This is a genomic window from Tsukamurella strandjordii, from assembly GCF_039525985.1.
GTDB lineage: Bacteria > Actinomycetota > Actinomycetes > Mycobacteriales > Mycobacteriaceae > Tsukamurella > Tsukamurella strandjordii.
The window spans coordinates 101938-121178 of record NZ_BAAAII010000011.1 but is presented as its reverse complement, the minus strand read 5'-3'; the positions used below and the strand labels follow the sequence as shown (position 1 = coordinate 121178).

General features: G+C 69.6%; 17 protein-coding genes. 12 read left to right on the top strand and 5 right to left on the bottom strand.

Translation table 11 applies throughout. From position 1 onward, the window contains the following. The gene (locus ABD108_RS18695; protein WP_220656883.1) at positions 1-846 is read left to right on the top strand and encodes a class II fructose-bisphosphate aldolase; all 846 of its coding nucleotides are present in this window, start codon (positions 1-3) and stop codon (positions 844-846) included. Positions 847-849: 3 nt separating this feature from the next. On the opposite strand, the gene ABD108_RS18690 is transcribed toward ABD108_RS18695, so the two are convergent. Continuing rightward, a complete protein-coding gene (locus ABD108_RS18690) occupies positions 850-1629 on the bottom strand; it encodes a DeoR/GlpR family DNA-binding transcription regulator (RefSeq protein WP_220656882.1) in 780 nt (259 codons plus the stop codon). Between the two features lie 533 nt (positions 1630-2162). Between ABD108_RS18690 and ABD108_RS22145 the strand changes: the two genes are divergently transcribed. Continuing rightward, entirely contained in the window at positions 2163-2876 is a 714-nt protein-coding gene (locus ABD108_RS22145; RefSeq protein WP_425579801.1) for a transglycosylase family protein, read from the top strand. A gap of 1 nt (position 2877) precedes the next feature. Here the strand turns inward: ABD108_RS22145 and ABD108_RS18680 are convergent, their stop codons facing one another. Together ABD108_RS18680 and ABD108_RS18675 are read right to left on the bottom strand one after the other, a co-directional pair. Next, entirely contained in the window at positions 2878-3318 is a 441-nt protein-coding gene (locus ABD108_RS18680) for a protein phosphatase (RefSeq protein WP_305110350.1), read from the bottom strand. Continuing rightward, entirely contained in the window at positions 3300-4451 is a 1152-nt protein-coding gene (locus ABD108_RS18675) for an FAD-dependent monooxygenase (RefSeq protein ID WP_343931054.1), read from the bottom strand. The genes ABD108_RS18680 and ABD108_RS18675 overlap by 19 nt, the downstream gene beginning before the upstream one ends. A gap of 169 nt (positions 4452-4620) precedes the next feature. On the opposite strand from ABD108_RS18675, the gene ABD108_RS18670 reads away from it, so the two are divergent. Then, the gene (locus tag ABD108_RS18670; protein WP_220656880.1) at positions 4621-5151 is read left to right on the top strand and encodes an FAS1-like dehydratase domain-containing protein; all 531 of its coding nucleotides are present in this window, start codon (positions 4621-4623) and stop codon (positions 5149-5151) included. 5 nt (positions 5152-5156) lie between these two features. Here the strand turns inward: ABD108_RS18670 and eccA are convergent, their stop codons facing one another. Both eccA and ABD108_RS18660 read right to left on the bottom strand, forming a co-directional pair. Then, the gene (eccA, locus tag ABD108_RS18665; RefSeq protein WP_343931053.1) at positions 5157-6836 is read right to left on the bottom strand and encodes a type VII secretion AAA-ATPase EccA; all 1680 of its coding nucleotides are present in this window, start codon (positions 6834-6836) and stop codon (positions 5157-5159) included. A gap of 43 nt (positions 6837-6879) precedes the next feature. Then, positions 6880-7362 carry a hypothetical protein gene (locus ABD108_RS18660; protein ID WP_220656878.1) on the bottom strand — a complete coding sequence of 161 codons (483 nt, stop codon included), beginning with the start codon at positions 7360-7362 and terminating at the stop codon, positions 6880-6882. Between the two features lie 54 nt (positions 7363-7416). Between ABD108_RS18660 and ABD108_RS18655 the strand changes: the two genes are divergently transcribed. From ABD108_RS18655 to ABD108_RS18615, 9 genes are all read left to right on the top strand, one after another. Then, positions 7417-8169, top strand: a complete 753-nt coding sequence (locus tag ABD108_RS18655; protein WP_343931052.1) for an ABC transporter ATP-binding protein — start codon at positions 7417-7419, stop codon at positions 8167-8169. A gap of 38 nt (positions 8170-8207) precedes the next feature. Continuing rightward, positions 8208-10739: an ABC transporter permease gene (locus ABD108_RS18650; RefSeq protein ID WP_343931051.1), complete on the top strand. Its 2532-nt coding sequence runs from the start codon at positions 8208-8210 to the stop codon at positions 10737-10739. Positions 10740-10807: 68 nt separating this feature from the next. Beyond that, positions 10808-11851 (top strand): NAD(P)/FAD-dependent oxidoreductase, encoded by a 1044-nt coding sequence (locus ABD108_RS18645; RefSeq protein ID WP_343931050.1) that lies wholly within the window; start codon positions 10808-10810, stop codon positions 11849-11851. Then, on the top strand, positions 11848-12726 hold the full coding sequence (locus tag ABD108_RS18640) for an RNA polymerase sigma-70 factor (protein WP_343931049.1): 879 nt from the start codon (positions 11848-11850) through the stop codon (positions 12724-12726). Before ABD108_RS18645 ends, ABD108_RS18640 begins: the two co-directional genes overlap by 4 nt. Before the next feature lie 74 nt (positions 12727-12800). Then, a complete protein-coding gene (locus ABD108_RS18635; protein ID WP_343931048.1) occupies positions 12801-14159 on the top strand; it encodes an ABC transporter substrate-binding protein in 1359 nt (452 codons plus the stop codon). Between the two features lies 1 nt (position 14160). Further along, positions 14161-15105 (top strand): carbohydrate ABC transporter permease, encoded by a 945-nt coding sequence (locus tag ABD108_RS18630; RefSeq protein ID WP_220656872.1) that lies wholly within the window; start codon positions 14161-14163, stop codon positions 15103-15105. Between the two features lie 11 nt (positions 15106-15116). Beyond that, positions 15117-16082 (top strand): carbohydrate ABC transporter permease, encoded by a 966-nt coding sequence (locus tag ABD108_RS18625; protein ID WP_220656871.1) that lies wholly within the window; start codon positions 15117-15119, stop codon positions 16080-16082. Between the two features lie 16 nt (positions 16083-16098). Then, entirely contained in the window at positions 16099-17199 is a 1101-nt protein-coding gene (locus ABD108_RS18620) for an ABC transporter ATP-binding protein (protein ID WP_343931047.1), read from the top strand. Further along, complete coding sequence (locus ABD108_RS18615; RefSeq protein ID WP_343931046.1) at positions 17196-19133, top strand: DUF5107 domain-containing protein; 1938 nt, start codon at positions 17196-17198, stop codon at positions 19131-19133. Before ABD108_RS18620 ends, ABD108_RS18615 begins: the two co-directional genes overlap by 4 nt. Positions 19134-19241: the final 108 nt, after the last annotated feature.

Genomic DNA, 19241 nt, shown 5'->3' with positions numbered 1-19241 from the left:
ATGACGCTGGTCAACCTGACGGAGGCTCTTGCGCTGGCGGAGCCGGGACGGCGAGCCATCGGTGCGTTCAACGTGGTGCACCTGGAAACGGCCGAGGCGATCGTCGCCGCCGCCGAGTCCGCGGAATTGCCCGTGGTGCTCCAGATCTCGCAGAACTGCGCCGCGTATCACGGCGGCCTTGAGCCGATCGCCCTGGGCGCCAAGGCGCTCGCCCGCACCAGCACGCAGCCCGTGGTGCTGCACCTCGACCACGCAGAGGACATCGAGCTGATCGACGAGGCGCTGGGTCTGGGCTTCACCTCGGTGATGTACGACGGGTCGACCCTGCCCTACGGCGAGAATCTGGCGACCACCCGCGCCACCGTGACCAAGGCCCACGATCTGGGCGTATCGGTGGAAGCCGAGCTGGGGGAGGTGGGCGGCAAGGACGGCGCGCACGCTCCCGGGGTGCGCACGGATCCGGACGAGGCGCAGGCGTTCTGGGCGAACACCGGCGTGGACGCTTTGGCGGTCGCGGTGGGCAGCTCGCATGCGATGACCTCGCGAACCGCTGAGCTGGACGTCGATCTCATCGCCCGCCTCCGCGGCACGGTGCCGGTGCCGCTGGTACTGCACGGATCATCGGGAGTGGCGGATCACGGTCTGCGGGCGGCGATCGAGGCCGGGATCGCCAAGGTCAACGTGTCGACCCATCTCAATGCTGTCTTCACCGGGGCGGTACGCGATTTCCTCGCGGCGAACCCTGCGGTGGTCGACAGTCGCAAGTACGTCGGCGTCGGGCGGGACGCGTTGAGCGCCGAGGCCGCTCGGCTGCTCCTGCTGTTCGCCGGCTCGCCCCGGGAGTGACCTCTACTCCGGGTCCGACGCCGTTTGCACCTCGAACCCGGAGGCTTCGAGTTCGGCACGGTCGGCCTCGTCGAGGCCGTCGTCGGTGATCACCGTGGAGAAGACCTCGGGTCCACCGATCGACGCCATGGTGCGAGTCCCGTACTTCGACGAGCTCGCGGTGAGGATCCCGGTCTCGGCCCGCGAGGCCATGAGGCGGTTGATGAAGGCCTCCTCCTCGCTCCGGGTGGTCGCGCCGGACCGGTCGAAGGCGTCTGCGCCGATGAAGGCGAGGTCGAGCCACAGACCGGACAGCGACTGGTGCGCCATGGGACCGACCAGCTCGTAGGTCCCGGGATTGAGTACTCCGCCGACGACGAGAACGCGGATGTCCGAGTTCATGGCCAGCTGCGAGGCGATGTCCACGGCGTTGGTCACCACCGTGAGTTCCTTGGAGAAGGGGCTGTGCGCCAGCGTATCTGCGATCCGGGTCACCGTGGTGCCGCCCGAGAGCCCGACCACCTGTCCGGGCCGGATCAGCGACGCGGCGGCCGCGGCGATGGCGGCCTTCGCCTCTCCGCCGTTGGCGGAGCGGTAGCGCAGTGGGAGGTCGTACGCGATCGAATCGCGCTTGCGCGCTCCGCCGTGCGTTCGCGTGACCAATCCGCGTTCGGCGAGGAGGTCGAGATCACGCCGAACGGTGGCAGGCGAAGCTCCGAGGGCATCCACGAGACCGTTGACGTCCACTTGGGCATCCTCGCGCACCCGCTCGAGAATGGTGTCCAGCCGGTCTGCCTGTCGCACGCAAGGCCTCCTCATGAGTCAACGGCAGGATACATGAGCGGTCGAATGGGCGAAGACGATGTGCCGCAAGTCCGGTCGGCGCTTGCGGCGGTGTGTGGGCCTCGGTGTCGAGTGGCCCGGGTGAGACTCGCACGCGGTCCGACACGGCGGTCCGGCCCCACCCGTGGCGGCCTGACTCCGTGTCCGGAACGGCGTAGGTATCGCGGAGCGCGGGCGGACCGAGGACGAGGTCTCGGAGTGCGGCTGCGTAATCCGCGCCGCAGGGTCGGCGCAGGCCGCGAGCGGGAGAGCCGCGGGGACCGGGATTCGCCCACCGTCTGGCCTCGGTGTCGCGCGCGGACGCGGGGAGGCGGGATGCGCGCCCGACCTGCGAGTTCGCCGAATTGTCGCAATTATGCGTGAATTGCGACAGAGAAATGATTGAACGCCCGTGAGAGCCGCGGCTATCTTGCAAGACGAAGTTCGATCGTGCGTCGCCTGAAACAACCGGGCCGTTCCACGGCTCGAAGTGTTGTTCAGACGAGAGGTCTCGCATGCCCGGTCGCCATCGCGCCCCGTCCACCGTTCGACGTTCCACCGTGCGCGCCGCGGCCGCCGGTGCCCTGCTCGGCGGTGCCGGGCTCGCGCTGACCGCGCCGACGGCTGGTGCCGCGACCGACGCGCAGTGGGATCGGGTGGCCGCGTGCGAGTCCAGTGGCAACTGGTCGTTGAACACCGGCAACGGCTACCACGGCGGCCTGCAGTTCAGCCCGTCCACCTGGAACGCTTACGGCGGTCAGCAGTACGCACCCCGCGCCTACATGGCCACCAAGGCGCAGCAGATCGCGGTCGCCGAGAAGGTGCTCGCCGGCCAGGGCAAGGGCGCCTGGTCCTCCTGCGGCCGGGGCCTGGGCGCGCCCACCCCGCGCACCGTCCCCGCGACGAGCGAGGCCCCGAAGGTCACGCAGCCCAAGGCGCAAGCTCCGAAGGCACAGACCCCGAAGGCGCAGGCCCCGAAGACGCAGGCCCCGAAGACGCAGACCCCGAAGGTGCAGGAGCCCACGCTCCAGGCGCCGAAGGCGCAGGCTCCCAAGGCGCAGGCGCCCGCTGCGAAGCCGCCGAAGTCGCCGGCCGCGAAGCCGGCCGTGCCCGGCGCGGCGGCCTCCAGTTTCGCGCAGCAGATCCTCCAGCAGGCGCAGGCGGGCGGCCAGCAGGTCGATCCGGCGGTCTCCTCTGCGCTGCAGCAGGCCATCACCGCCGGCTACTGAGTCAGCGGCGAACCCCGGCGAGAAACCAACGCTGCCAGGGGGTCTCCACGGCGCGTGGATGGTATTCGGTACGCACGTAGTCCACGGCGTCGGTGGGTGTGAGGCCGTCCAGGATCGCGAGCGCGGCGAGACCCGTTCCGGTCCTGCCGATTCCGCCGCCGCACACCACCTCGACACGCTCCGTCGGCAGCAGCGCGTGCGCCTGGGCGAACCGGCGGCGCGCAGCCTCCGGGGCCAGCGGTACACCGAAGTCGGGAGTGCGCACCCACAGGATCCGGCCGGGCGCACTCTCGGGCGGCAACCACGTCAACGCCAGTGTCACCGTGGCGGATTCGTCAGGTGCGCCTGCGCGCAGGCCGCGCCCACGCACCAGCAGACCCGACGGCAATCGGAGCAGCCCGGCAGTGCCCTCCGCCCACGGGGTCACCGCGGAGGAGACCACTGCTGGATGCGGCGCAGCGCGTAATCGATCACGCCGTCCGGGGTGAACCGCAGTGCGGCATCGCGGCCGAAGGCGACCACCGGATTGGGCCACTGCCCGGCGGTTCCGAGCAGGTGGGCCTGCCGCGCGATGCGTTGCGTCCGCCGCCGGCGCTGCTTGTCGTAGTCGGTGAGCGCGACCGGGACTGCCCGCGGATCCGGATCCGAGGCCAGCGGCCGCAGCAGCGAGACCAGGACCGCCGCATCCTCCAGAGCGAGATTCGCACCCTGTCCCAGGGTGGGCGGCATCGCGTGCGCGGCGTCGCCGACCAGCGTGGCCTGGCCGCGCGAGTAGGTGCGCAGCGGATGCGCGAGCCGTTCGATGGGCTGATAGCCGATCCGCTTCGGCTCCGTAGCCGCGATCAGCTCCGGGATCGGATCGTGCCACGCGCCGAACCGGTCGAGCAGCTCGCCGGGCTCGGGCTCGTCGTCCGCGGTGGAGGGGCGCACCGCGAACCAGTACACCCGCCCGTCCCGCAAGGGCACGTAGCCGAAGCGCTCGCCCCGACCGAAGGTCTCGCCCGCGTCCTCGAGCGCGACCGGCTCCGAGGTGATGCCCCGCCACGCCCCGTACCCGCAGTACGCCGCGCCCGGGTCGCCCGCGTAGCTGCCGCGCACCCGGCTGCGGATGCCGTCGGCGCCCACGATCACGTGCGCGTACGAGAGCAGACCGCTCGGCCCGAGGTCGACGGTGTCCCGATTGACACCCTCGACCCGGATCCCGGGCCGCACGGTGTCGGGGATCAGTGCGGCCAGCAGGGTCTTGTGCAGCTCGGTGCGGTCGACCACCCGTAGTTCGGCCGCGGTCTCCGGGCGGAAGGTGGTGACCCGCGTACCGTCCACCGTCCGCGTGCCCACGGGGATCTGCGGAGGACCGTCGGCCGTCACGGCCCGCACCCGCTCCTCCAAGCCGAGTGACCGCAGCGCGGTGAAACCATTGCCGAACAGCGACAACCCCGAGCCGCGGGGCAGGAAACGGGCGGCCTGTTCGAGGACGATCACCTCCGCGCCGGCCCGCTGCAGACCGGCGGCGACGGCCAGGCCGCCGATGCCCGCGCCCACCACCGCGACGCGCAGTGAGTTCGTCCGCCACATGCCTCCGACGGTAATGCTGTTTCGTCCCGCTGTCACCGAACCGGACACCCCGCTGACAGTGTTCGCTGTCACGCGGATGGCCTGCGTTTGGGATCGCACGCGATATGCGGTTAACCTGTACCGTCCCTCGCGTATGTCCGCTGAGGGTGAAGTCTTGAGGAGTATGCCCGTGTCGATCGCCGACGAGTGGGAGATCTGGTTCCCCGACGCCTATGAGATCGGCTCCGAGTCGGTGCGCTCCTTCGCCCGCGCCACGCGCAACTGGCACGTGCCCTACGCCGCCAGCCGCGTGGTCCCCGCCGATAACGCGGTGCCCGCCACCATGCTGGGCGCTCCGCTGCTGCAGGCCGCGTCCGCGCTGGTCGGCAAGGCGATCCCGGGCTGCAACCTCTCGGCGATCCTGCATGCCGGGCAGACCTTCCACTACATCAAGCCGCTGCGCATCGGCGATGTGGTGAGCGTGGGCACCCGCCTCGGCTCGCACATCGTCAAGGCCGAGACAGACCTGATCACGGTGGACTGCATGGTCTACGTGGGCGGCGAGCCCTGCGTCTCGGCCGAGATCTTCATCGCGCACAGCCAGCGCGAGACCGGCGTCGATCTCGAGGCCGCGGATGCGCTGGCCGACGAGGTCATGATGACCGGCACCGGCCCGTCGAACAGCGACGAGTACGCGGCGAACGTCGCCAACTCGATCTAGTCGATCTAGACCGAGACGCCCACCAGCGCCTCCAGCGCGCGTGCCATATCGGTGCCCTCGATCCGCATGAGCTGCGCTTCGTCGAGTGCGGAGAGATCGGAGCCCGATTCCGCCAGGCGCAGTTCCCGCTCCTCCTCCGCGGCCTCGATCACGTTGCGCACGAACCGGCCGTTGCCGAGCTGATCGAGCCGGTCGGCGATGCCGCCGCAGCACGCCTCCAACACGGCCGCGGCCTCGCCGGTGAGCACCGCGTCGCGCGAGCGCGCCAGCGCCTCGCCGATCTCCGCGAGTTCACCGGGGGAGTAGCTCGGGAACCGGATCCGGCGCGCGAACCGGGACGCCAGGCCCTCGTTCGAGCCGAGGAACCGGTCGATGTCGCCGTCGTATCCGGCGATGATCACCACCAGCCGGTCGCGGTCGTTCTCCATCCGCGCCAGCAGCGTGTCCACCGCTTCTTGCCCGAAGGCGTCACCGCCCGAAAGTCCCTCTTGCACCAGGGTGTACGCCTCGTCGATGAACAACACGCCGTCGAGCGCGGAATCGATCACGGCGCTGGTCTTGATCGCGGTGGCACCCAGGTACTGGCCCACCAGATCGCGGCGCGAGCACTCCACCACGTTCTCGGTGCGCAGCAGGCCCAGCCCGCGGTACATCCGCGCCACGATGCGCGCCACCGTGGTCTTGCCGGTCCCGGGCGGGCCGGTGAAGACGAGGTGCAACGAACGGGCGCCGCTGGACAGGCCCTTATCGGCGCGCACCTGCGCCAGCTGCATCGTGGTGCGCAGCCGCGCCACCTGCTCCTTCACCTCGCGCAGGCCCACCTGCCGGTCCAGCTCGGCCGCCGCCTCGGCGAGCAGATCCGGGCCGGGCTCGGATTCGGCCTCGGGTTCCTCGTCGTCCGGCCCGGCGATCACCAGGCGGTGCTGCGGATCGCGCAGCGCGGCCTCCGCGGGCGGGTACGACGATGCCGCCCGTTCCAGCAGCTCCCGGGCACCGTCCTCGTCGCCCTGCTCGCGCAGCACCAGTCCGTGGCAGTACCGCGCCGCCGCGGCGGCACCCGGCACGGGTCCGGACGCGGCAGCGGAGCAGTGCCGCGCGGCCTCGGCGAAGCGGCCGAGTTGGGCCGCGGCCGCACCGGCGATCGCGTGACCCGCGGCCGTCAGGGCCTCGTCGTCCCAGGAGGCGAGGCCGTCCAGCGCGGTGAGTGCATCGGCCCAACGGCGACCGGAGGCGCACAGCACGGCCCGCTGATACCGCTCGATGGGGCACGATGCGGCGGCGTCGAGCGCGCGTTCCGCATCCTCGGGCGCACCGTCGGCCAGCAGCCGGGCGGCGTACGCCACGTGGGCGGTGGCGGCGTCGCGGAGCGGATAGTCCACGTACATGCCGGTGGCGAAGGTGGCGGCCAGCCGGCCCGGCGAGAGTCCCGAGCGCCGTGCGGCCGAGCCGATGGCGGCGGCGTGATGATGCAGCGCGGCGAGCACCTCGGCGGTGGCCTCGCCGGCCGCCGCGCGTCCGAGCCAGGCGTCCGCCATTCCCGGATCGGCGGTGGTGGCCGCCTCGAACGCCCGGCGCGCGAGCGCCTTATCGGGCGGCGCGGCCTCGAACTCGCCGATCTGGATGCCGAGCGCAGCGACGCCCGCGCTGAACGCGGACAGCGCGGTGGCAGGTGCAGAAGCAGTCATTGGTCCCCCCAGACCCCGATTCTGCATCCGAGCCTAGCGGGCCTCAGCGGGCGAGGAGTGCGATCTCCCGGATCTCCTTGAGGTCGGGACCCACCTCGTCGGAGTGCCACAGCCGCAGCCGCCAGGTGTCGGCACCGTCTCCGGCGTGCCGCGCCGCGGCCTCCACCTCGTAGAACCCGCGCGCCATGGGGAATTCGACGATCTCGCCGACCGCGCCCTCGGCGGGGGAGAACAGCTCGACGGTGCCCGACGTGTCCACGCACAGCCTCGTGTGCAGCACCGTGTCCCACTCGCCCTCCGCGGGCGGCACGTCGTCCCAGTGCTCGATCTCCACCGGCATCGCGGCCTGCGTGCGCGAGGGTGACGCGAATCCGGCGGTCGCCTTGTTGGTGGCGGTGCCGTGCACGGTGACGGCGGCGAGGAGGTCGTCGGGCACGCGGGTGCCGAAACAGCTGGCGAAGAACTTGCCCTCGCGCAGGTCCAGCAGGCCGGAGAGCTGCATGAGGACGCGGGGTTCGAGTTGCATGGATCAGTATTGTCCCCGATGCCGGAAGCTGTTGCATCTGGCAAGCTCGATGACATGTCCGAATCAACTTTCGCGGTGGCGGCCCGGGCCGCCGATCTCACCAAGGTCTACGGCGAGGGCGACAACGTGGTGCACGCGCTGGCCGGCGTCTCCGTGGACTTCCTCGCCGGTGAGTTCACCGCGATCATGGGGCCGTCGGGCTCCGGCAAGTCCACCCTGATGCACTGCCTGGCGGGCCTGGACGCGGCGAGCAGTGGATCGGTGCAGGTGGGCGGCACCGAGCTCACCTCGCTCAGCGATAAGCAGATCACCGAGCTGCGGCGCGACCGGATCGGATTCGTCTTCCAGGCCTTCAACCTGGTGCCCACGCTCACGGCGCTGGAGAACATCACGCTGCCGCTGGACATCGCGGGCCGCAAGCCCGATCAGCAGTGGCTCGACACCGTGATCGACCGGCTCGGGCTGCGCCCGCGCCTGGATCACCGGCCCACCGAACTGTCGGGTGGGCAGCAGCAGCGCGTCGCCTGCGCCCGTGCCCTGGTGGGGCGGCCCGAGATCATCTTCGGCGACGAGCCCACCGGCAACCTGGACTCCCGCTCGGGCGCCGAGGTGCTGTCCATCCTGCGGGCCGCGGTGGACGACTACAAGCAGACCGTGGTGATCGTGACGCACGATCCGCGCGCCGCCTCCTACGCCGACCGCGTCGTCTTCCTCGCCGACGGCCGGATCGTCGACGAGATGCGCTCGCCCACAGCGGAGACCGTGATGGACAAGATGATCCATCTCGACGAGCTCGTGGCGGGCTGATGGCCTCGCCGATGAATCGGGTTGCGATACGCAACCTGATGGCGCACAAGGGGCGCCTGTTCCTGACGGTGCTCTCGGTGCTGCTGGGCACCTCCTTCATCGCCGGCTCGATGGTCTTCACCGGCACGCTGTCGAAGGCCTTCGACGGGATCTCCGACCGGATCGCGGTGGGAGTGGACGCGCGGGTGGCGCCCAAGGACGCGCGGGGGCAGGGTGGATTCGGCCCGCAGGGCCCGGGAGTGCCGCTGTCCGTGGTGGATCGGGTGCGGGAGGTCCCGGGGGTGCGCGTGGCGCAGCCCGCGGTCACCGGACCCATCGCCCTGCGCGACGGCAAGGGCGACGTGGTCTCGCCGACCGGGGCCCCGCAGACCGGCGGCGCGTACCTGCCGCCCGGTGAGAACCTCGACTCCGAGGGGCTGAAGATCACCTCGGGCAGGGCGCCGTCGGGCCCGAACGAGATGGTGCTCAACGATTCCGCCGCCGACCGCCTCGATCTTCCCGTCGGCTCGAAGACCACCGTGGTCACGCCGCACTCGCCCGGACCGATCGATGTCACGATCGTGGGCGCGTACACGGCCTCCGTGGATTCCGGTGGCTACATCGGTGCCCTGTTCGCGAAGGATGAGGCGCAGAAGCTCTTCGGCGACGGGGCCACCACCCCGAACATCGACGTGGCCGTGGCGCCCGGCACCACGCCGGAGCAGGTGCGCGAGCGGCTCGCGGCCGCGCTGCCCGATCTCGACGTCAAGACCGGCGACGAGGTGCGCAAGCAGTTCAGCGATCAGATCAACCAGGGCCTGAGCTTCCTCAACTACTTCCTGGTGGCGTTCGGCCTGATCGGCCTGCTGGTGGGCGTTTTCATCATCTACAACACCTTCTCGATGCTGGTCGCGCAGCGACTCAAGGAGCTCGCGCTGCTGCGCGCGATCGGTGCGAGTCGCTCGCAGGTGCGCAACTCGGTGGTGCTCGAAGCACTGGTCGTGGGCGTCCTCGGCAGCGCCGCCGGACTCGCCACGGGCATCGGCCTGGCCTGGCTGTTGCAGGCCGCGGTGAAGGCCGCCGGTGCGGGTTTCCCGGACACCGGGATCGTGGTCGAACCCTCGGTCGTGGTCACGGTGATGGTGGTGGGCACCGTGGTCACGGTGATCTCGGCTCTGATCCCCGCGGTGCGCGCCTCCCGGGTGCCGCCGGTGGCCGCCATGCGCACGCAGGACGGCGGTTCGGCGACCTCGGTGATGGTGCGCGGCGCGATCGGCGGTGGGCTGCTGTTGAGTGCGCTCGCGCTGCTGTTCGTCTCGACCACGGAGACCGGCTCCGGTGCGGCGATCATGGTGGGTATCGCGGGATTCGGTCTCGTGCTCGCCGTGGTGATCGGCGGCCCGGCGCTGGTGGGCCCCGTGCTCGGCGGCATCGGCACGGTACTGGCCAAACCCTTCGGGCCGGCGGGCCAGTTGGGCCGCACCAACGTGATGCGCAATCCGCAGCGCACCACCGCCACGGCCTTCGCGCTCGTGATCGGGGTGGCCCTGGTCGGCGTGATCGGCACGCTCAGCGCCTCGATGCAGAAGTCGGTCGACGCCCAGGTCGACACCGGCATCCGCTCGGACCTCGTGCTGCAGGCGCCGCAGTTCGGGATGCCGCCGGCGGCGCTGGCCGCGATCAAGGACGTCCCGGGCATCGGCGCCAAGACCACCCTGTACGCGGTGCCCGCGCGGGTGGTGGGCGATCGGCAGAATCTGCTCGCCGTGGATGGCGACGTGAACGCCGTCTTCAACCTCACCCGGGTGTCCGGCTCGCTCGATCTGAAGCCCGGCGGGCTGCTGGTCGACGAGGACAAGGCGCGCGCCGAGGGCTGGGAGGTGGGCTCGAAGGTCGGGCTCGGTTCCGCGACCGGGCGCGAGCAGGCCGAGGCCACGGTGGTCGGGATCTACGCGAAGGGCGGATCCCTGTCCGGGCCGGTGATCACGGTCGACGAAGTGAACAAGCTGTATCCGCCCGCGCAGGGCGCCACCAGCCCGATCGTCACGCCGCAGTCGGTGTTCCTCGGCGCCGCCGAGGGCACCTCGGTCGACGATCTCAAGGAGCGCCTGCGGGAGGCCGTCAAACCGCTGCTGGTGGTGAACGTCGACGACCAGCAGGACCTCAAGGATCAGGCGGGGCAGGCGATCACCGCGCTCACCGGCGTGCTGTACGCGCTGCTCGGGCTGGCCGTGATCATCGCGATCCTCGGCATCGTCAACACCCTCGCCCTGTCGGTGGTGGAGCGGCGCCGCGAGATCGGCATGCTGCGCGCGATCGGCATGATCCGCTCCCAGGTGCGCAAGTCGATTTACCTGGAATCGATGCTCATCGCGCTGTTCGGCGCGGTCCTCGGGCTGGCGCTGGGCGTACTCCTGGGCACCTCGCTGGTGTACTCGCTGCGCGATGAGGGCCTCGGGTCCGTGGTGGTGCCCTGGTCCACGGTGCTGGTGATGCTGGTCGCGTCGGCCTTCGTGGGCGTGGGCGCGGCCATCCTGCCCGCCGTCCGCGCGGCCCGCACGCCCCCGCTGGCGGCGATCGCGGAGGGGTAGCGGTCACAGAACCGCGTCGGCCGGTGTCTTGAGTGCGGAACACTGGAATCCGCCTGAAGGAGACAGAGATGAAGGTCGTCGTGATCGGTGCCGGGTACGCGGGGACGATCGCCGCGAATCGGCTGATGAAGAAGGCCGACGGCGTGGACGTCACGGTGGTGAACCCGCGCCCCGAGTTCGTGGAACGGGTGCGGCTGCACGAGCACATCGCAGGCACCGGCGCGGCCACCACGCCGCTCACCGAGATGCTGAACCCCGCCATCCGCCTCGTGGTGGGCGAGGCCGAGAAGATCGGCGACGGTTCCGTGGTGCTCGCCGACGGCACCGTGCTGCCCTTCGACCACCTGGTGTACGCCGCGGGCGGGGCGATCACGGCACCGTCGGGCACCCTCGCGGTGGGCGGACTCGAATCGGCCACCCGGGCGCGGGTGGCCCTCGCCGCGCTGTCCGACGGTGCGCTGGTCGCCGTGGTGGGCGGCGGCCTCACCGGGATCGAGACCGCCTCGGAGATCGCGGAGGCACGCCCCGGCCTGCGGGTGCGACTGCTGAGCGAGGGGGAGATCGGGGCCTCGCTGGGCGACGGTGCGCGCTCCCGCGTGCAGCGCGAACTGGAGCGGCTCGGGGTCGAGCTGCGGCGCGGCCGGTACGCCGGGGCCGACGGTGCCGATCTGGTGCTGTGGGCCATCGCCACGCAGGTCAGCGATCTGGGGGCGCGCAGCGGTCTGGCGGTCGACGGGTCCGGCCGGGTGGTGGTGGACGAGTTCCTGCGCAGCGTGAGCGATCCACGGATCGTTGCGGTGGGCGACGGTGCGGCCGTACCGCACGCGAGGCTCAGCTGCCAGACGGCGCTCCCGCAGGGCGCGCACGGCGCCGACAACCTCGCCCGCATCCTCGACGGTGCCGCCCCCCGGAAGTACTCGATGGGATACACCGGCCAGAACGTCTCGATCGGCCGCCGCACCGCGGTGATCCAGGCCGCGCGGCGCGATGACACCCCCACCCGGATATGGTTCGGCGGCAAGCCCGCCGCCGTGGTCAAGGAGCAGGTCTGCCGGATGGCCCGCGGCGCCGCCCGGACCGCGAACTACGCCTGGCTGCCCGCGCCGAAATGACCACCGCCGCCGAGCTGTTCACGGAGTACCGGCCGCTGCTGTTCTCCATCGGTTACGAGATCCTGGGCAGCGTTGCCGACACCGAGGACGTGCTGCAGGAGAGCTACCTGCGGTGGAGTGAGGTGAATCCGGGATCGGTCGGCAATCCACGGGCGTACCTGGCGCGCATCGTGACCCGGCAGTCGCTCAACGCGCTGCGAGGCGCGGCCCGACGCCGGGAGGAGTACGTGGGGCCGTGGCTGCCGGAGCCCCTGGAGGCACCGTCGGGCGACGTTCCGGCGGAGCACGTGCTCACCGGTGAGGCCGTGACCACCGCGATGCTGCTCGTGCTGGAATCCCTGACCCCCACGGAGCGAGCGGTTTTCGTGCTCCGTGAGGTGTTCGGGTTCGGCTACCCGGAGATCGCGGAAGCCGTGGGAAAGAGCGAGGCGACGGTGCGCCAGACGGCGCACCGCGCCCGCGGCCACGTGCAGGCGCGGCGGCCGCACACGGTGGTCGAACCCGCTGCGGCGCAGGGGGCGGCCGAGCGGTTCCTGCTGGCGGCCGCGACCGGAGACGTGCAGGCGCTCATGGACGTCCTGGCGCCGGACGTGGTCTTCCTCGGTGACGGCGGCGGCGTGGTCTCCGCCGCGCGCCGCCCGGTGCACGGCGCCGACAGGGTGGCGCGGCTGCTCATCGGGCTGTTCCGCAAGGGTTCGACGATGGGCGAGATGGGCCTGCGGTTCGCCGTCTACAACGGCATGCCGGCGATGGTCGTCTCCTTCGACGGGGTGGTCGACATGGTGACGTGCATCGAGGTGAGTGGGGATGCGATCACGGGGGTGTACTCCGTGCGGAATCCTGCGAAGCTGACCGCCATCCGGGTAAGTGAGTGAAAATGATCGAATAGCGAGCAAAGTAATCGCATGTTTGCAACAATCGGGGGGTGAAACTCCCCGGATCAGCACGAATGCCGGTCATCGCCGGCGCGCTCGCCCTGGTGGTAACGCTGGGGGCGACGAGTTGCGCGAGCCAGCTCGACGAGACGGATCGGGCCCTCGTCGAGGCCGGCTGCGCGCCGGTCGCAAATGCACCGAAGGTCACCGGCAAGGTGACGTACTGGTCGATGTGGACCTCGGGCGAACCCCAGATGCAGGTCCTGGACAGGGCGTTCCGCTGTTTCACCGAGGCGACCGGCGTTGAGGTCGACGTCCAGTGGATCGGCCGGAAGGTTCTCACCACCAGCGTGGCACCGGCGCTCAATACCGCGAGCGTGCCCGACCTCATCGACCAGGACATCAGTCAGGTGAACGCGGCGATCGCGTCGTCCGGGGGTGTGCAGAGCGTGTCCGACGTCCTCGGCATGGACACCGGCGAGGGGAAGACCGTCGAAGCGGTGCTGCAGCGCACCAGCTGGGACTATCCGCAGAACAAGCTGCCGTCCGGCGGAATCAAACTGATCCCGTACGAGATGATCGGCAACGGATGGTGGATGGCTCCGGATCGCGTCCCGGGCTTCGTCGCTCCCAAGACCACGGAAGACCTCTTCACGCTCTTCCGGGAGGCACGCGAGCGCGGAGTCGCACCGGTGGCGCAGGACGGCGATATCGACTTCTACAACGCCTACTTCTACTCGCAGTGGGCCGAGAAGTACGTCGGCCCCGGTGGTTTCCTCGCCGCAGCGCGTGACCGCACGGGCGGCGTGTGGCGCTCCGATCCGTCCTTCCTCGCAGCGGCCCGGCACGTGGAGCGCATGGCGCGGGAGAAGGTCTTCATCCGGGGCTGGGACGCATCGAAGTTCCCCAATGTGCAGAACCAGTGGGCGGACGGCCAGGCCGCCTACCTGTTCGTCGGCTCCTGGATCACCTCGGAGGCGGGGCAGTACCGGATCAAGAGCGGCGCGGATCCGTTGGTGCTCCGCTCGTTCCAGATCCCGAAGCCCGACGATGCGAAGTTCGACACCGTTGAGCAGCTCCCGATCGGATTCGGCATCACGGCCAAGGCGCGCAATGCCGCCGCCGCCAAGGCGCTGATCGCCTACATCCTGCACAAGCAGAACCTGGAGCCGATCGCGACGAAGGCGCTCAATCTCACGCCACGGTCCGATATCGCGGCGCCTCCCGGACTCGAGGACATCGCCGCGAACTTCGCCGATCCGTCGAAGGTCAAGGTGGTGGCCATGGATGCGGTGGACGGCGAGGAGCCCGATTGGGCGACCGAGGTCTTCTATCCGTTGAACAAGCAGCTGATGCTGGGGCAGCTGGGTGCGGAGGCATTCGTCGAGGCCATGGCCACGAACACACAGCGCTACTGGGCGAGGAAGAACTGATATGACCGTGACGACACAGGCGCGGCCGGACCCCAAGCCGGCGGCGCACGAGACCGCCGGACGCAAGCTCTTCGGCCCGTTCATCACTCCTGCACTGCTGCTGTACACCGCGGTGCTCGTCGTGCCGACCGTGTACACGGGATACCTCAGCTTCACCGACTGGTCGGGCTCGGGAACTCCCGTGTGGGCCGGTCTGGAGAACTACGGCGGCCTGCTCTCGGAACTGGTCGACGGCGGCCCGTTCCGGACCGCGCTCCTGAACACCTTGCTCTACATCGTGGTGGGTGGAGTCGGAACCTTCGCGCTCGCCTTCCTGTTCGCGATGGTGCTCGCCGACATGAAGGGGAGCCGGGTGATCCGGGCCGTCCTGTTCTTCCCCAACATCGTTGCACCGCTGGCGATCGGCATGTTCTTCGGCATCATCTTCAACGCCCAGCCGCCCGGCATGGTGAACCAGGTGCTGGCCGACCTCGGCCTCTCCGAACCCTTCCCGTTCCTCAACGAGTCCAATGTCCGGTGGCTCACGCTGGCCGCCGTGATGTGGGCGAGCGCCGGATTCTTCATCACCATCCTCATGTCGGCGATCGACCGGATACCGCCCTACCTGTACGAGGACGCATCGATCGCAGGCGCCTCGTCCTGGCAGAAGTTCCGCAACATCACCTTTCCGATGATCAGTGACGTGGTCACCATCGCCGGTGTGCTGTGGACCATCTCGGCGATCAAGATCTTCGAGATGGTCTGGGTGATGGCGGGGCCGGGAACCTATGCGCCACCGGTGGGCTCGTGGACCCTGGGCCTGGAGGTCTACTACGACACCTTCGGCAGCCAGGGTGAGGGCAAGTTCGGCGTGGCCAGCGCCGTGGCCGTGGTGATGCTGCTGCTGGTGATCGTCTTCGTGACGCTGCTGAGACGGATGTCCCGTCGCGAGCAGCTGCAGTACTAGGGAGCTACGCCGTGAACACATCCGTGCAGTCCGATTCTCCTGCCGCAGCCGTCGTCACCAGCAGAACCTCCGACCGGACGGTGGGCCGGGGAACCCGCTCGCGTCCCGCTCCGGCCAATGAGGGCCGTTCGTTGGTCAAGTACGTGGGCCGAACGGTGGTCTGGGCCTTCACCGTGATCAACGTCTTCCTGCTGTTCTGGCTGGTATCGGCGTCGTTCAAGACGCCTCGGGAGCTGAACGAGGGGCCACTGTCGTTGCCCCGCTTCCTGTTCGAGGAGGGGCGTCCGTTCCGCAACTGGGCCACCGCCTGGCAGGTGTCCGGATTCAAGTCCGCCTTCGGCAACACCGTGATCGTCGTCTTCGTCTCGTCACTGTTGATCCTCGCGATCGGTGCGCCGGCGGCCTATGCGCTCAGCCGCGCCAAGGTCCGGTGGGCGCGCCCCATGACCGGCTACTTCGTCTTGGGTATGGGTGTTCCGTTCCAGACTCTGGTGATCCCCCTGTCGGTGGCGATGTCGAAGGTCTCCTTCGCCGGTGGCACCCTGAACAATTCGCTCACCGGATTGATCATCGTGTACACGGCGCTCTCTCTGCCCTTCACGATCTATCTGCTCACCGGGTTCTTCGCATCGCTCCCCGACGAACTCGAGGAGGCCGCGGCGATGGACGGTGCCACCGGGCTGCGCACCTTCGTGGGTGTGATGTTGCCGCTGGCCCGCGGTGGCCTGCTCACCGCGTTCATCATCAACGCCATCGGCCTGTGGAACGAGACCCTGTTGGCCGTGGTCCTGGTCCGGGACGATTCGAAATACACGATGGCACGCGAGCTCTGGGCGTTCTACGGGACCATGCAGTACAACTCCGACTACGGAGCGCTGCTCGCCGGTGTCGCGCTGCTGGTGCTTCCCATGTTCATCCTGTACCTCGTTCTCGCCAGGTACATCATCGGCGGCCTCACACTCGGCTCCGGCAAGTAGAAGGAAAGTAGATCTCATGGCAACAGTGACCTTCGAGTCGACGTCGCGGTTCTACACCGGGGTGGAACGCCCCGCCGTCGACCGTCTTGATCTCGCGATCGAGGACGGCGAATTCATGGTCCTGGTCGGACCTTCCGGATGCGGCAAGACCACCACACTGCGGATGCTCGCCGGCCTGGAGGGCGTCGACGAAGGGCGCATCCTGATCGGTGACCGGGACGTGACCGATATCGCGCCCGCCAAGCGCGATATCTCGATGGTCTTCCAGAACTACGCGCTCTACCCGCACATGACGGTGGCGGAGAACATCGGCTTCCACCTGAAGATCGCGGGAATGGTGAAGTCGGAGATCTCCGACCGGGTCGCGGCCGCGGCGCGAACACTCGACCTGACCCAGTACCTCGATCGCAAGCCCGCCAAGCTCTCGGGCGGTCAGCGGCAGCGCGTTGCCATGGGCCGCGCGATCGTCCGGTCACCGCAGGTCTCGCTGATGGACGAGCCCTTGTCGAATCTCGATGCCAAGCTCCGTGTCCAGACGCGCGGCCAGATCGCCCGGCTGCAGGCGGAGCTCGGAATCACCACGCTGTACGTCACGCACGATCAGGTCGAGGCGATGACGATGGGCCACCGGGTCGCGGTTCTGAAGAACGGTGTACTCCAGCAGGTGGATACCCCGGCGGAACTGTTCGCCAAGCCTCGCAACATCTTCGTGGCGGGATTCATCGGGTCGCCCGCGATGAATCTCCTGCTCGGGACCAAGGCCGACGGCGGCGTGAACATCGGCGGTCTCATCGTGCCCGTAGCCCGCGACACGCTCGCGAGTATCGACGGCGACGCAGTGGTGCTGGGCGTTCGGCCCGAGGGCTTCGTGGTGGGCGCAGCGGGCGCGCCGGGTATCGCGGCCAAGGTCGACGTGGTGGAAGAACTGGGTTCCGACAGCTACGGATACGCCCGCGCCGAGGTGAGCACCGTCGACCCGGAGACCGGTGCGGCGAGCGATGTGCCCGTGGTGGTGCGCGGTGGTTCCGGGCTCGAACGCGGGGCGGAGGTCACGCTGACCGTGGTGCCCGACCACGTGCACGTCTTCGATCCGAACACCGGCGAGCGGTGCCGATGACGTCGATCGCCTACGGGACATCGACGATCCCCGCCGCGGCGGTCGGCGCACCGTCGCCCTATCCGCAGTTCGTCGGACGCCAGAACCTCGTCCCGCTCGATGCGATCGGCGATCTCCCCGTGGACATGCAGGATCGGATCCGGTACGGCCGGATCACACACCCCCTGCCCTATGCGACCTACGACGAGTACACCCGCTCGCCCGAGCCGACGTCCGTCGCGACCATCACAATGGACAACGGCCTGCTCCGAGCGACCGTGTTACCGGACTTCGGTGGCCGCATCTGGAGCCTGCGCGATCTCCGCGCGGATCGCGAGCTGTTGTTCCAGCCCAGCGCGATCCAGCCCGCGAACTTCGGGCTCACAGGTGCCTGGTTCGCCGGCGGTATCGAGTACAACGTGGGCGCCACCGGTCACACCCCGTGGAGCATGCAGCCGGTCAACGCCGCCATCGTGGGCGACGACACGGTGCGGCTGTGGGAGTGGGAACGCATCCGGGGAATGATGGTGCGGATCGATCTCACCCTGCCGGCCGACAGTCCTCACCTGTATGCGCGGGTGGAGATCGTCAATCCGGATCCGGAACCCAAGCCCCTGTACTGGTGGACCAATATCGCCGTGCCGCAGGATGATCTGTCGCGGGTGATCGCACCCTCGTCCTCGGCCTGGTACTCGGCGTACACGGGTGGGCTCCGGCGGTGCACCGTGCCGCGGCCCACCGCGGACGAGCTCGCCGAGGGAGAGCGTGAGGGGCTCGACATCAGCTATCCGGCGCAGGCCCGCTTCGCGCGCGACTACTTCTTCGAGATCGCCTCCGAGGAGCTCCCGTTCGAGGGGATCGTCGACGGTTCCGGCGAGGGGTTCGCGTTCAGTTCGACGCGGGAACTGCCCTCCCGCAAGCTCTTCCTGTGGGGTGAGGGCCCCGGCGGACAGCGCTGGCAACACTGGCTGAACGATTCGGCGGGGGGCGGCCCCCGGCGGTACGTGGAGATCCAGGCGGGACTCGTACCGACCCAGTCCGAGCACACCGTCCTCCCTGCCCGGAGCGCTGTTTCCTGGGCCGAGTCGTACGGCGCGGTCGCCATGGACGCCGCAGTGGCGCACGGCGACTGGAACGCCGCAGTCGGCGCTCTGCGGGAGCAGGTGGCCGGCCCGACAGAGATGTCCGCGGTGGCATCGTCTGCGGCCGCGCCCCGGGTGGTGCACCGAGGATCGGGATGGGCCGCCGCTGATCTCGCGGTGCGTGCGGAGACGTGGCCTCAGACACTCCCGGAGGAGTTCGACGGGCTACCGCTGCCACCGCTCGATCCCGGTGTGCTCGCCGCCGTCGCATCGCCGTGGGAGCCGCCGCCGGCGCCGTTCGTTCCTCCGACCGGCACCCGCTGGACGCGCACGTGGGAGCGCGCCGTGGCCGACGCACCCAATTGGTGGACCTGGTTCGCCCTCGCGACCTCCCTGCACGCCGATGGCCGCATCGCCGAGGCCGCCGAAGGGTATCGGCGAAGCCTGGAATGCCGGGAGACCGCCGTCGCTTGGCGCGGCGCGGCTCTGGCCGAATCGGATCCTCGGAGCCGTGCCGCCGCCTTCGGTGCGGCCCTGCGGCTGGACCCGCAGTCGTATCCCCTCCTCGTGGAAGCGGCGACGGACGTGATCGGAACCGATCCCGAGGCCGCCCTGCGGATCCTCGACGATGCACCCGATACCTCGCCCGGGCGCATCACCGTGCTGCGAGCGCTGGCCCTCAGCGGTATCGGCGAGCAGCAGGCTGCACGAGACCTGCTCGCGACGCCGGTCGAGGTGCCGGATCTCCGCGAGGGTGAGACGCTCGTGGGCGATGCGTGGTGGGCGGCGTTCGGCACCGAGAACGAACTGCCGTCCTGGGCGGACTTCCGGATGACACCCGCACGCCCGGCGGACCCGGCACCGATCGACTGAGTGCTTTTCGTGGAGATGTGTAGCAGCCGTGAAGGATCCGTGACGGAACGATGAAGAAGACAACGACTCCGATCCCGCGGATGTGACGAGCGTCTCATACTCGATTCG